The organism is Peptoniphilus senegalensis JC140, assembly GCF_000321025.1.
Taxonomy (GTDB): domain Bacteria; phylum Bacillota; class Clostridia; order Tissierellales; family Peptoniphilaceae; genus Peptoniphilus_A; species Peptoniphilus_A senegalensis.
Genome location: NZ_HE610718.1, coordinates 597,592 through 611,088, shown reverse-complemented (window position 1 = coordinate 611,088; position 13,497 = coordinate 597,592). Strand labels below are relative to the sequence as shown.

13 protein-coding genes are annotated in these 13,497 nt (G+C 32.4%); 9 read left to right on the top strand and 4 right to left on the bottom strand.

Features of this window, described 5'->3' with window-relative positions:
• From PTSHG_RS07350 to PTSHG_RS07320, 7 genes are all read left to right on the top strand, one after another.
• Positions 1–705 carry a response regulator gene (locus tag PTSHG_RS07350; RefSeq protein ID WP_019108249.1) on the top strand — a complete coding sequence of 235 codons (705 nt, stop codon included), beginning with the start codon at positions 1–3 and terminating at the stop codon, positions 703–705.
• Positions 705–2,504 (top strand): ATP-binding protein, encoded by a 1,800-nt coding sequence (locus tag PTSHG_RS07345; RefSeq protein WP_019108248.1) that lies wholly within the window; start codon positions 705–707, stop codon positions 2,502–2,504. The genes PTSHG_RS07350 and PTSHG_RS07345 overlap by 1 nt, the downstream gene beginning before the upstream one ends.
• A complete protein-coding gene (locus PTSHG_RS07340) occupies positions 2,488–3,825 on the top strand; it encodes a hypothetical protein (RefSeq protein WP_019108247.1) in 1,338 nt (445 codons plus the stop codon). Before PTSHG_RS07345 ends, PTSHG_RS07340 begins: the two co-directional genes overlap by 17 nt.
• A gap of 10 nt (positions 3,826–3,835) precedes the next feature.
• On the top strand, positions 3,836–4,678 hold the full coding sequence (locus PTSHG_RS07335; protein WP_019108246.1) for a two-component system regulatory protein YycI: 843 nt from the start codon (positions 3,836–3,838) through the stop codon (positions 4,676–4,678).
• Positions 4,679–4,725: 47 nt separating this feature from the next.
• On the top strand, positions 4,726–5,511 hold the full coding sequence (locus PTSHG_RS07330) for an MBL fold metallo-hydrolase (protein ID WP_019108245.1): 786 nt from the start codon (positions 4,726–4,728) through the stop codon (positions 5,509–5,511).
• A 24-nt stretch (positions 5,512–5,535) separates the two neighbouring features.
• Positions 5,536–6,282, top strand: coding sequence for a 5'/3'-nucleotidase SurE (surE, locus tag PTSHG_RS07325; RefSeq protein WP_019108244.1), 747 nt, complete (start codon positions 5,536–5,538; stop codon positions 6,280–6,282).
• A 174-nt stretch (positions 6,283–6,456) separates the two neighbouring features.
• Positions 6,457–6,894 (top strand): DUF4825 domain-containing protein, encoded by a 438-nt coding sequence (locus PTSHG_RS07320; protein WP_019108243.1) that lies wholly within the window; start codon positions 6,457–6,459, stop codon positions 6,892–6,894.
• Positions 6,895–6,964: 70 nt separating this feature from the next.
• Here the strand turns inward: PTSHG_RS07320 and mgtE are convergent, their stop codons facing one another.
• Positions 6,965–8,287, bottom strand: a complete 1,323-nt coding sequence (mgtE, locus tag PTSHG_RS07315) for a magnesium transporter (RefSeq protein ID WP_019108242.1) — start codon at positions 8,285–8,287, stop codon at positions 6,965–6,967.
• Positions 8,288–8,516: 229 nt separating this feature from the next.
• Positions 8,517–9,053, bottom strand: coding sequence for a helix-turn-helix domain-containing protein (locus tag PTSHG_RS07310; protein ID WP_019108241.1), 537 nt, complete (start codon positions 9,051–9,053; stop codon positions 8,517–8,519).
• A gap of 384 nt (positions 9,054–9,437) precedes the next feature.
• On the opposite strand from PTSHG_RS07310, the gene PTSHG_RS07305 reads away from it, so the two are divergent.
• Positions 9,438–9,866: a Dps family protein gene (locus PTSHG_RS07305; protein ID WP_019108240.1), complete on the top strand. Its 429-nt coding sequence runs from the start codon at positions 9,438–9,440 to the stop codon at positions 9,864–9,866.
• Between the two features lie 145 nt (positions 9,867–10,011).
• Positions 10,012–10,908, top strand: a complete 897-nt coding sequence (locus PTSHG_RS07300; RefSeq protein WP_019108239.1) for an alpha/beta hydrolase — start codon at positions 10,012–10,014, stop codon at positions 10,906–10,908.
• A 96-nt stretch (positions 10,909–11,004) separates the two neighbouring features.
• Here PTSHG_RS07300 and PTSHG_RS07295 read toward each other — a convergent pair whose 3' ends face one another.
• Complete coding sequence (locus tag PTSHG_RS07295) at positions 11,005–12,408, bottom strand: alanine/glycine:cation symporter family protein (RefSeq protein WP_019108238.1); 1,404 nt, start codon at positions 12,406–12,408, stop codon at positions 11,005–11,007.
• 31 nt (positions 12,409–12,439) lie between these two features.
• A complete protein-coding gene (glsA, locus tag PTSHG_RS07290) occupies positions 12,440–13,363 on the bottom strand; it encodes a glutaminase A (protein WP_019108237.1) in 924 nt (307 codons plus the stop codon).
• Between the last annotated feature and the right edge of the window lie 134 nt (positions 13,364–13,497).

The window sequence follows — 13,497 nt, the reverse complement described above, 5'->3', positions numbered from 1 at the left end:
ATGGAAGAAAAAATACTGGTAGTGGACGATGAATCTGCAATTTCTGATATTATAAAATTTAATTTTGAAAAAGAAGGATATTTTATTGATACTGCAGACAACGGCAAAAGTGCCATTGAACTTGCTAGTGAAAATAACTATGATTTAATTTTACTTGACATAATGATGCCAAAATTAAATGGATTTGAAGCACTTAGGGAAATTAGAAAATCTTCTGATGTGCCTGTTATTATGCTAACAGCCAGAGAAGATGAGGTTGATAAAGTCCTTGGTCTTGAACTTGGTGCAGACGATTACGTTGTAAAACCCTTTTCTATGAGAGAGCTACTTGCTAGAGTTAAAGCTGTTTTGAGACGATTTGATTCCCAAGAAAAAAAAGAAGAAGACACAAAGATTTTAAAGGCTATGGATCTTGAAATTGATTTGAATAAATACCAAGTAAAAAAAGATGGCGAAAGTATTGAATTAACTCTTCGCGAATTTGAGCTTTTAAAATATCTAGCCTCCCATCCGGGCGTAGTTTTTTCCAGAGAAGAATTATTAGAAGAAGTATGGGAATATGAATATTATGGAGATATAAGGACCGTTGATGTAACTGTTAGACGCCTCCGTGAAAAAATCGAAGATGAAAACAAAGACTTTAAGTACATCAAAACTAAAAGAGGAGTTGGCTATCTATTCGCATCAGACAAGGGTGAATCCTAATGAGTCACTCTATTAAATCAAGGTTTATTTTAATTTATGTTGTACTTGTGCTTATTTCCATGTTTATCGCCTCAACTTTTATAATTGATAGACTTGAAAATGTGCAAATCGAAACTGCAACTTCTTCCATGGTAAAAACTATGGATACACTTGCAACTACAACCTCCGCTTTTTTAAAAGATAATAATACAAAAACCTTACCCCAGCTTGACCAAACCCTAAAAGACTGGGGTATTTCCAGTGAAGAATCTGCTTATGTTATCTCATCTGATGCAGCTCCACAAATTATTGCAAGCACAAAAAATATTTCTTCTGAATATGTAAAAGATGCTTATTCCTTAAAATTCATTGAACCAAAACTTGTCATGGACGCACTAAATGGCAAAACTCGTGAAAAAATTGTGGACTATAAAAATGAAGACAACATAGAAAAACATATTGCAAGGCCTATTTTATCTGGCGACGGAAAAATTCTTGCAATTATTTATATGACTAGAAACCTAAATTCTATTTATTCTGTAATTGAAGATTCCAAGGTAATAATTACTTACGCAACTATAATCTCACTTATTACAACTTCAATTTTAGGTTATTTTATAGCAAATTCTATTACAAATCCCATTCGTGCCCTCACTAAAAAGGCAAAGGCTATGGCAAAGGGTAACTTTAACCAAAGTGTTGAGGTAAAAAGCGATGATGAAATCGGCGAACTTGGTCTTATGTTTAATTTCCTCACTAAGGAGCTTCGCGAGACTATTGGCAAAATGGATTTGGAAAAGTCAAAGCTTAACACAATCTTTAATTATATGGCAGAAGGTGTCATTGCCATTGACAGGAATAACAAACTAATACATGCCAATTCCATTGCTAAGAAAATTTTAAATATTTCTGAAAAAGACTTTAATCGTGAAATTAATTTAAAGAGTATAAATCTTTACAACATTGACTACAAAAATGAGGAAACTCTAAAGGGCGAAGAGCTGACAAAAATTTCTGATACTTTTTACAAAATCAAGTACGCTCCTTATAAGTCTGATACCTTTGTAAATTCCGGACTAATAATTGTGCTTCAAAATGTAAACAAGGAACACATGCTTGATATAATGCGCAAGGAATTTGTGGCAAATGTAAGTCACGAACTAAAAACGCCTATTACAACTATTAAATCTTATACAGAAACACTTTTAGATAGCAATTTAGATAGAAGCTCTGAAAAGAAATTTCTAAAGGTAATCGACAGAGAAAATTCTAGAATGTCAAGAATTGTGACAGACCTTCTTTCTCTATCAAACATTGATTACAATAAGGACAATCTAAATCTCGCAAAATTCGACACTTATGAATTTATCGACGAGGCAATTGAGTCACAATCACTACTCATCACCCAAAAAAATCACAAAATTGAATTTGATATTGCCATGGACATAAAGGACATCTACGCCGATAGAAATGGAGCTGACCAAATTCTTACGAATATTATTTCCAATGCCTGCAAATACACTCCTGACAATGGAAAAATTTCTATTGAAGCAAAAAATGTAGGCGACTTTGTTGAAATAAAAGTATCTGACAATGGAATAGGAATACCAAAGGAAGACCTTCCAAGAATTACAGAGAGATTTTACCGCGTGGAAAAGGGTAGAAGTCGTGCTATGGGCGGCACGGGCCTAGGCCTATCTATTGCCAACGAAATGATAAAATCCCTTGGTGGAAGTTTAAAAGTTGATTCAGTATTTGGTAAAGGTACAAGTATTAGTCTCCTATTTAAAGCAGGTGAAGACAATGAAGAAGCATCATAAATCACTGTCCACCTTATCAATAATTTTTTTAATTCTTCTACTTGTCTTTCAATCAAAAAACCTTTGGCTCTCCTTTGATACAAGTGACGAAGACACAATGACAATAGGAGATGTTAGTGAATTTTTGGAAGAGATTTTAACTCCCCAAAGAATTATTGCAAACCTTGGTGACAGAGAGCATTACATGACTACTGACCTCCGTGAATATTGGAAAATGACTGCTGAAGATATTTCTGAAAAACTTCAAAGGGCAACTTCAGATAATTTAAAATTAATTAACACTGAAGAATATTTGAATCTTCAAAAGGAAAAGTCCATAGTTTTTAAATTTAATTCGCCCTTATCTGGTTCTGTTTTTGTGAATTTAATTGGCGACAAAAGAAATTCCAATGACATAAACCTAAGCGTGGATTCCATTTATATATCAGAATTGGGAGAGATTTATATCTCTGGCAGCAAAAGTTTCTACAAGTTAATGGACATTAAAGTAGACTTCGATATTGAAAAAATGTTAACTGAAGTAAAAGAAAAGGGACTTCATGCCATAAACTTTTACGAAGCCTATGGAATAAAAAAGGACATCTACATTCCCGATGATGATTATGTTTCTCTCCAAAAGGTTTCTTATGTGTCTGGACTTTATAATCTAGAAGAAGACAAAAAATCAACTCTAGCTGAAAGATTTTTAAATGTTCCCATTGACTACATTAGAGAAATTACTGTTGATGGCAAAAATACTTATATCTATGAAAATGAGTACCTCTCACTTTCCTCTGAAGGTGTAATTGAATACTCTCTTGAATCACTTTTTGATGTGAAATCAAGAGACTTAAACAAATCCTTAGACAGAGCTGTAGAGTTTATCGCCCAAAAAACTGGCATAAGTTCAGGCATTTATCTTGAGAAGATTGAACCTTGCGACTACAACGGAAACCTTGGCTACAGATTTTTCTTCAACTTAAAAGACGGACAAATTCCTTTAGTCCTTCCTTCAAAAGACCACAGTTTTATAGAAATTGATGTCTATTCTGAATTTGTGAAAAATTACAGAGAGTATTACATTAGAAAGGATAACAACCCAATTTATAAGCGAGAAAAAATTTATCTCCAAGACATTCATAGAATTATAAATAAAAACAGAGACCTCTTTAATAATGTAACTACTATGGATGTTTTAAGTGCCGTAGAAAATCTAAATTTAGTCTATTTGAGCTTTAATAATTATGAGGCTGAAGAGCCAATGTTAGTCTACGAGATGGCATATATGGGTAATATTTATTATTTTAATACCGAAAGTGGAAAGCTAATGATGATAAGGTAGATATTATGGATTGGAAAAAAATAAAAAAATATTAATAATCGCCCTCTTAGTTGCCAATTCAGTTTTATTTTTCTACACAAAATACAATGATTTTAGGTTGAGAAATGAATCTACAAGAAGAGATTTTGTAAGAGAAGTAACTGCACTTTTGGCAGAAAAAAATATTGAGTTAGACACAAAAATCCCAAGACAAACTAAAAAACTCCCTTCAGTCTTAGTTTCCTTTGAAACATCTTCAGAAGAAGACATAAATGACAGATACTTCAAGGGAGCAGGCAATGTGGAAAGACCAAGTACAGACTTGGCGGAAATCTCTCTTGGCGACGAATATATAAACTTGGTAAATGGCAGAAGAGCCTTTTACGAAAATAGGAAAAAAGAAAATAATTTTAAAATAGACAACCTTGAAGAAGCACAAAATATTGCCCAAAATTTTTTACTAGACAAAAAGTATGACACCAGAGATATTTATTTAAGCTACTACAAAATAGATGGCGACAAATATATTTTAAATTATACAAAAGTTTTTGACAGCATTCCCGTTGAGTCTTCCTACACAAATTTTGTCATTGACGAGAGAGGTGTCATGTCTATGGATAGACTTTGGCTAGATGTCTTAGATAAATCTGAGCAAAAAATTTATCTATCGCCAGCTCCTCGTGTGCTCCTTGGCCTTTTAAATAAGACAGAATACTACAACAAGACCATAGAAAAAATTATGCCTTGCTTTTACTTTAACCCAGAAGACCAAGGCTATATAGAAGACATCACTCGAGCAGTAAATGGTCGTGCCATACCAGCTTGGAAGGTTAAGTTCACTGATGGAGAATATACAGTCCTCTCTAATTACTAAACTTAACAAATTTTAGAGCCTGTGTTAAAATAGCCTTGGAGGTTTTTATGAAATTTTGCTCATTGGCTAGTGGCTCATCAGGTAACTGCCAATATATTGAATATAAAAATACAAAAATTATTATAGATGCAGGACTTTCAGGTAAAAAAATCGAGGAGAACTTGGAAAAAATTGGGATAAAGGCAAGTGATATTGACGCCATTTTTGTCACTCACGAGCACATTGACCACATAAAATCTGTGGGTGTCTTATCAAGAAGACATAATCTAAAAGTTTTCTCCAACAAGATGACCCTAGATGGAATGCTTCCCATAGTGAAAAAGTTAGATGCGAAGAACACTTTTATCTTTGAAAATGGAAAGAGCTTTACCTTTAAAGACTTGGAAATAATGCCTGTCTCCACCTTCCACGATTGCGCAAATGGTTGTGGTTTTGTAATAAGCGGAGACAAAAAAGTCTCTCTATTGACAGATACAGGTTGGGTAAATCAAGATGCCATGGAAAAAATGGATGGCTCAGAACTTTATTATCTCGAATCCAATCACGATGTGGACATGCTAATGAATGGGACCTATCCCTATGCAACAAAACAAAGAATACTATCTGCCAAGGGACACCTCTCCAACGAAAATGCAGCAGAAGTCCTATCAATGATATTAAAAAAGAAAAAAGAAAAAATTCTCTTGGGTCATCTTTCCTCTGACAACAATTTACCAGAGGTGGCTCTACAGACAATTACCAATATTCTTACATCAGAACACAAAGAAGAAAATGTAGACTACACAATTGATGTTGCACCTAGATTTTTGCCATCAAAAGTATTTGAACTTTAAGAAAACTTTAAAGGGAGGAAAATATTGAACATATTAGTTACTAATGACGACGGAATAAACGCCGAAGGTATAGAAGTCCTTGCAAAGGCACTTATAGATGAAGGGCACAAGGTTACAATTGCAGCACCAAATGTAGAAAACTCTGGTAAGTCTCACGCAATAACTTTCAAAAACCCCTTAATGGTACAAGATGCCAAACTTGAGGGACTTGAAAATATAAGAAGCCTATGTGTCTATGGTACCCCAGCAGACTGTGTGAGAGCAGCCGTACATTTACTTGACGAAAAATTTGATTATTGCTTCTCTGGAATAAACTCTGGCTACAACACTGCCACAAATGTCTTGTATTCAGGCACAGTTTCAGCCGCTATCGAAGCAAATCTATTTAACATACCAGCAATAGCAGTATCAGCTCAATGGGTAAAGGGTCATTCAAAATTTGACACTGCAGCAAAAGTTGCCATGGATGTCTTTAATAAACTTGAAGACTTTAAAAAGCTGCAAGTATTAAATATAAATGTTCCCTATCTTGACTACGAAGAACTAAAGGGAATAGAAGTCTGCAAGGTTGGTGCCGATGTAATGTCTATATATGACATATCAGAAGATGGCGAAGGCTACAACATGAAACTAAGGGGCTTTCCAAAGGAAAATAACGCTGATGACTCAGACGTTTATTATCTTGGACAAAACTACGCAACAGTAAGTCCCCTATTGTACGATGTGACAAACCTAACCCTAATCAATGAGTTAAAAGAAATGTTAAAATAATATTGGAGAAGGAAAACCGTGAACTACAAATTTACTTTAATCTTTTTAATTATTTTGATTTTTGGAATATTTTTTAGAACAATAATGTAATACTAGAACATAATTAATGCGAGAATTTAAAAAGTCCTAGAGACTTTTTATTTTTTTGCTATAATTTAGTAAAGAGGTGATGATATGAAAAAATTAATCCCTATAATCTTTGTAATTCTTTTAATTTTTTCTTCTTGCAATAAAAAAGAAAAGAGCCTATATGATTTTAAAACAGATTATGTTGGCGACAACTCAAAGGTCTCACAAATAGTTTATGGACAAAAATACCATAAAAATTTTCAAACAGGAGAAATAAAAATACTGTCAGAAAAAGAACCCTTTGGCTTAAAAGTTTTCTGCAAAAATTATGAAGACGTAAAAAAAGAAGAACTATTTAAAAACGCAGCCACAACTTTTGCCCTAATAAAAAACTTGGACAATTTATATTATGTAGATGAAAGCGAAAGAGAAATCTTTAGCTTTACTCGTGATGAGGTAGAAGAAAAATTAAAAATAGAAGATACCAATCTTGACAAAATATCAAAAAATCAAGAAAACTTAGAAAATTTTATAAATAAATAAAGAACTCTCTCAGAATTTTACTGGGAGAGTTTTATATTGAAAGTTATTCAAAAAATAGTCTTTTTAATTTTTAAACTCCTATTAAAGCTGTTGCCACTTCAAAATACACAAAGAGTACAAGGGTATCCACTATTGTTGTGATGAGTGGGCCTGCCATAATTGTTGGGTCGATTTTTAATTTCTCTGCAATAAGCGGAAGTATTCCTCCAATCATCTTTGACAAAACTATTGTAGTAAGAAGTGTAACTGACACCGTAAGTGTTACCCCTATATCCACTTTGTCAAATATTGACATTCTAATTATGTTAACAATGACAAGTATTACTCCAACAATAAGTCCAATGCGGAGTTCTTTAAACATTACTTGCAAAAATTCTTTAAATTCAACTTCTCCTGTGTAAATGCCACGAATTATAGTTGTAGAAGATTGAGTTCCTGCGTTTCCGCCTGAGTCCATTAACATTGGGATGTAGGCTGCAAGAGCCACGCTTGATGCTAAAAGTGTCTCATATCTTTTTATTATAAAGCTAGTAAAGGTTGCTGTGACTAGGCAAATGATAAGCCACATTGTCCTATCTTTTGCTAACTTCAATACTGACTTATCCCAATAATGTTCTGGTGATGATTCACTAATACCGTGGATATTGGCAAGGTCTTCTTCATATTCATCGTGCATAATGTCAATTGCCCATTCTACTGGCACGATACCAACGAGTCTTCCTTCGGAATCTGTTACTGGTATTTCTGATAAGTCATATTTTTGAGCCAGCTTTGCAACAACTTCTTGGTCATCTGTTGCATATACACTAGAATTTATTTGGTGCATAAATTCTTCTATTCTTTTATTTTTGTTACGAAGAAGGTCTGCCAAGTTCACGTAACCTATTAAGACAAGAGATTCGTTAGTAACCCAAACTTGTTCAAGTCTATCTGCGTCTAAATCTGAGTGAATAATTTTTTCCAAGGCTTCTGTTGGACTTGTAGTCTTTTTTACAAAGATAAAGCCAACAGACATAATTGAGCCCACAGATTCCCTTTGGTAGCCTAAGAGTTGATTTATGACTGGTCTTCTGTCCTCGTCAATGTAGTGGTTCATGAGCTTTCTAACCATGTTGGCTGGCAATTCTTGTAAAGTATCTACTACTTCATCTTCTTCCAAGTCTTTCATTAGGCTAGCAATTTTTTCTTGGGAAAGTGAGCCCATTACTTCAATTTTTTTATCTCTTGGCAAAAGGGAAAAGGCATCTGCCAATAAATCCTTATTTAAAAGTTTTATCCAAATTGCTAAATCTTCCTTGGGAAGGTCTTCTAGTTTTTCTGCGATATCAACAGGATCCATTCTGTTGATTAAATCTTGAGTTTTTAGTATTTCTTCTCTGTTGTAATTTTTCATAAAGCCTCCTTAATTTTTCCATAAAAAAAGCCGCTGTCTAGGCGGTAAAGAGGCATACTTAAATAGACTTAGCTTTTGCTAAATCTTCGAAATTTCTCCTTTATCGCATAGACTAATACATTTTTCCAGGGTCGACTGGTATCCATGTAAACACCTCCATATAAAAACATTTTAACATATCCAATTACCTAAATCTATTTTAAGATAAAAAATCCACTGATTATTGGACTTAATCTTTATTTTTAAGAATAAAATATAAAACAATTATAGGAGAAAAAATATAAATTAATGGCAAAATAACTTTAGAAAATAAATTGTAATCTAAATTTTCAAATTTCTTTTCCAAATCTTTATACCCTTGAGGAAAAGAAAACACGGCCAAAATCATATAAACTGTAAAATATAAAAAAGGAATTTCCTTTGGATTTACTTTTAAAAATTCTTTCATAAATAAAAAATAATAACTTGCAAAAAATAAAAAACCTAAAATACTTAAAACAATGTAAACAAAAATGTCTCCCATTAAATTTAATTTACCATCTTTATTTTTTCCTTCTACTTCGTTTTTTAATTTTAAATTCCCAATAAAATATGTAATATCAACTTCAAAAATTTCAGAAAGTTCCTTCAAATTTGTCATTGTTGGCGTTGCCTTTCCAGTTTCCCACTTTGAAATAGCCTGTCTAGTTACACCAAGTTTATCCGCCAAGTCTTCTTGAGATAAATTTAGTTCTCTTCTCTTAGCTTTAATTTTTTCTCCATACATAATTTTCACTCGCCTTAATTTTTTATCTTAATTTTCTAAATTTTTCTTATAAACTTTCTATCAAAGATTTATAAAAAATTATTTCCTATAAAAAGGATAGCAAAAAAGTAAAATCATAACAAGCAAATAGAACGCAACTTTTGGTTGCATAGTGATTTGAATACAATTAAATTTAAAATTTTATCTTCAATTTATTAGTCTCCAAATAATCTTTGAATTTTTAAAAATATAATGATAAATTGTTTAAAATAAAAACTTTATTTTATTTTTTTAAATTATTGTTTATAATTTTATACAGTGGGTATTTTCTATATGAAATTAATAAGTTAAATTTTATGTGATTTAATTTATTAATATTTAAATTTTATAAAATAGGAGAAATTTATGAAACAAATAAAAATTTATCTTGCAGATCTTTGGGCTGCAAATATAATGCTACACAACTTACACTGGAATGTTGTCGGTTTTAATTTTAAAGGAGTACACGAATATACTGAAGCACTTTACAATGAGCTTTTTGAATACTCTGATGAAGTTGCTGAATATATTAGACAAAGAGGAGAAGTTGCTTTCGGTAATATCAAAGAATATTCTGAAACTACAAGCTTTGAAAATCTTGAAAACAAAGAAATTTCTTGCAATGACGCTGTAATAAAAATTTTAGAAATTATTAAATTTTTGAACAACTCTGCGAAAGAAATTGCAGACTCAAGCGATGATTTCCTACTTTCAAATATAATGGAAGACCAAATGACTAATTATATAAAACAAATTTGGTTTATGGAAAGTATGCTTGCTAATACAAATAAATAATTTTTTAAAATAGGGCTTTGGCTCTATTTTTTTATTGCTTTCTATTCATATATAAATGAAATTCTAATATGAAGTTTTGCGAATAGTAATTTATATAAAATTTTTTGTAATTTAGTGATAAAATTTACTTGGATTGGAGGTCGCCATGAGTTTTACTTATAAAATTCTTGAAAAATTTGTAAAATTAATTAGATTTAAAAAAATATTTTTGCTTCCTAAGGATAAAATTTTAAATTACGCTAGAAGGCAAAATCAAAAACCAAGTTTTAAAATTCAAAATGAAAAGGATCTTTATTTTGAAGATAAAACATTTTTATCTCAAAGATTAATCATTCTTCATTCAAAAAATAAAAGGCCTGGTGCAATTTTATATTTATTTGGCGGTGGTTACATAACAAATCCCGACAAGAGAGATCTTTCTCTTGCGAAAAAAATTTGTCGCAAGACGGGAAAGGATGTCTACTTTTATTTTTATCCTCTTTGCATAGAAAATAGCATAGTTAAAACTTATGCTTCAACAGTAAAACTTTACGAGGAGATGACAAAAATCTACGACAAGGAGTCTCTTTCTGTTATTGGTTTTTCTTCTGGAGCCTCTCTTGCCCTTGGAATTTTTCTTTACATAAATGAAAATAATTTAGACATAAGAATGCCAAGAGAAATTATCGCATCTTCTGCAGGTGGCTGTCTATGTGATGAGCTTGACATGGATACTCTTAAAAAATTAAATGAAAAAGATATTATAGTCGACTACAAATATTTTGAAACTGCAAAAAATATTATGACAAAGGATGAAGATGTGCCAGACTATATGCTTTATCCCTTTAGGGGAAACTTTAAAAATTTTCCTATGACCTATCTTTACTATGGATCTTATGAAGTGATTTATGCCTTCGCCCCACTTTTTGAAGCTGCCCTAAAAAGTTATGACGTAAAATATAAATTAATTGTTGGCGAGGGACTTTGCCACTGCTATCCACTTCTGTCAATCTTTAAAGAAGGAAAAGTGGCACAAGGGGAGATAGTAGATATTCTAAAATAAATAATTTGTTACAAAAAAATGGACCTAAGTTATAAACCAAGGTCCAAATTTTTTATTATTTATGAATCAAATTTTTCAAAATTAATTTCTAAGACATTATTTCCAGTAATCTAATTTTGATGTGTCAATGCCAATTGTTTCTGCTTTAAATACTGGGTTTTTGCCTTCGCTTCTTTGCTTCTTATAGTCTTCAAGAGCTTTAAGAGCAACGCTTCCAAGATAAATTATTGATGGAATATTGATTAAGCACATGATTCCCATTAATAGGTCAGCTACATCCCATGCAAGTGACATTTCCATTCCAGCTCCTACAAAGATTAGGATTGTTGCTATAATTCTGTAGCAAAGCATAAATGTCTTTGAAGGTGTTTTTTTGTTTAGGTATGTCAAACAAGAGTCTACATAGTATAAGTTTCCAAGTAATGTAGTGAATGCAAATAATGCAAGGGAAACTGTGATAAATAGGTTTCCATAAGATCCAAATACTGTTGAAAGTGATGCTTGTACAAATGGTGCTCCTGCTAATTCTTCAGTTGGAGCAATTCCTGATGCTAGTGCCATAAAAGCAGTTGCTGAACAAATTACAATTGTGTCTAGGAATACAGAAATCATTTGTACTAGACCTTGTTTTACAGGATGAGAAACTGATGCTGATGCTGCAGCGTTTGGTGCGGAACCCATACCTGCTTCATTTGAATATAGTCCTCTCTTAATACCTTGTACTAGAGCTGAACCTGCAACTCCACCAAAGATTGCTTTGAAGTTAAAAGCATCTTCAAAAATCATTCCAAACATTGAAGGAATATTTTTTGCGTTTAAAACTATCATGATAATAGCCATGATTACAAATATAACGCCCATGATTGGTACTAATAAAGATGTGAATTTTATTATTCTCTTTCCACCACCAAGGATACAATATCCTGCTATTAGTGCTAAAACTGCACCTATCATCCAAGAAGTTTTTCCTGGTACATAGAAGTCATATACTCTAAAGGAGTCTTGTAAGTTAAAGGATGCAAGCATATTAAATCCAACTGCATAAGTTGCAATAAGAGCTACTGCAAATAGAACTCCAAGTCCTCTTGAGCCAATGGCATTTTCGATGTAGTAAGAAGGTCCACCATAGGATACTCCGTCGTCTCCACGTTTTTTATAAATTTGTGCAAGTGTTGATTCAATAAAGGCTGATGCACCACCAATAAGTGCTATAATCCACATCCAAAATACTGCACCAGGTCCACCAAGGCAAATTGCATTGGCAACACCAACTATATTACCAGTACCTACTCTTGATGCAGTTGATACCATAAGTGCTTGGAAGGAAGATACATCGTCTTTGCCTTCTGGTTTTTCGCCTATAACTTTAAAGGCTTCGCCTAATAGGCCAAATTGTATAAATTTTGTTCTTATTGTGAAATAAAATCCACAAGCAAGCAATACTATAATTAATATTGGATAATATAAAACACCATTAACGGCTGATATTAATTCTCTCATTTTTCCACCTCTCTATTTTTTTTAAGATTTTCTAATAAATTGATAAGTCTAAATTTTCTGATAAATATTCTAACATTCTAACTCCAGAATAGGAGTTGCCATGAGAGTCAAGTCTCGGCGAATAAACTGCAAGTCCTCTTTTACTTTTCGATGCAGTAACTATACCTCCACCAACTCCAGATTTTGCAGGAACTCCTACTCTTATGGCAAAATCGCCTGAATAGTCATAAGTTCCACAAGTTGCCATAAGTGACCTTAAAACTTTCGCTTCTTTTGCTGTTATGACTTTATTCCCATTAGTGTCAATGCCACTATTTGAAATAACATAAGACATGTGAGCCAAATTTTCTGTGTTCACCAGAATTGAACAAGCTTTAAAATATGTATCCAAAACTTCTTCTACTTTCGTATCGCTTGGCAAAATTCCCTTAGCCAACATTAAATAAATTAGAGTTCTATTTGTAAAGGAAGATTCCTTTTCTGACTGTGCGATTTCTCTGCTGTAGTCAACATCTTCTCCCAAAAACTCGCTTGCCTTTTTAAGTATTACTTCAAAAGTTTTTTCTCTATAAACATTATATAAAATAGCTACTATAATAATTGCTCCCGCATTGATAAAGGGATTTACTGGAATTTTCTTTTCAGAAAGTTCTAACTCTATTACGCTGTTAAAAGGCTTTGCCGAAGGTCTAACTCCTACATATTTTTTTAATTCCGCAACCTTGTAATTTTCCATAGCAATGGCATACAAAATTACCTTTACTATTGACTGAATGGAAAATTTATTTTTTGAGTCGCCAACACTAATTGTATTTCCATCTTCGATTGTAGTTATTGCAATCTTATTTGGGTCAACTTTAGCTAGCTCAGGAATATAATCTGCAACAGCACCTTCGTGCAAGTATTTTCTGCCAATATTTAGGGCCTCATTAAGAATTTCTTCATTATAAATCATTGTCTTCACCCCCCTCTTTTTTAGATTTGGAATTGTTTTCCCGTGATAATAGATTACCATAACCTAAAACTATTTTCAATGTAAACTTTAAAGCTTTGACGATAATTAATTTTTATGAAATCATTTTTATTTAT

Coding starts and splice junctions, on each gene's coding strand:
- PTSHG_RS07350 (WP_019108249.1), top strand. CDS start 1: ATGGAAGAAAAAATACTGGTAGTGGACGATGAATCTGCAATTTCTGAT.
- PTSHG_RS07345 (WP_019108248.1), top strand. CDS start 705: ATGAGTCACTCTATTAAATCAAGGTTTATTTTAATTTATGTTGTACTT.
- PTSHG_RS07340 (WP_019108247.1), top strand. CDS start 2,488: ATGAAGAAGCATCATAAATCACTGTCCACCTTATCAATAATTTTTTTA.
- PTSHG_RS07330 (WP_019108245.1), top strand. CDS start 4,726: ATGAAATTTTGCTCATTGGCTAGTGGCTCATCAGGTAACTGCCAATAT.
- PTSHG_RS07320 (WP_019108243.1), top strand. CDS start 6,457: ATGAAAAAATTAATCCCTATAATCTTTGTAATTCTTTTAATTTTTTCT.
- mgtE (WP_019108242.1), bottom strand. CDS start 8,287: ATGAAAAATTACAACAGAGAAGAAATACTAAAAACTCAAGATTTAATC.
- PTSHG_RS07310 (WP_019108241.1), bottom strand. CDS start 9,053: ATGTATGGAGAAAAAATTAAAGCTAAGAGAAGAGAACTAAATTTATCT.
- PTSHG_RS07305 (WP_019108240.1), top strand. CDS start 9,438: ATGAAACAAATAAAAATTTATCTTGCAGATCTTTGGGCTGCAAATATA.
- PTSHG_RS07300 (WP_019108239.1), top strand. CDS start 10,012: ATGAGTTTTACTTATAAAATTCTTGAAAAATTTGTAAAATTAATTAGA.
- PTSHG_RS07295 (WP_019108238.1), bottom strand. CDS start 12,408: ATGAGAGAATTAATATCAGCCGTTAATGGTGTTTTATATTATCCAATA.
- glsA (WP_019108237.1), bottom strand. CDS start 13,363: ATGATTTATAATGAAGAAATTCTTAATGAGGCCCTAAATATTGGCAGA.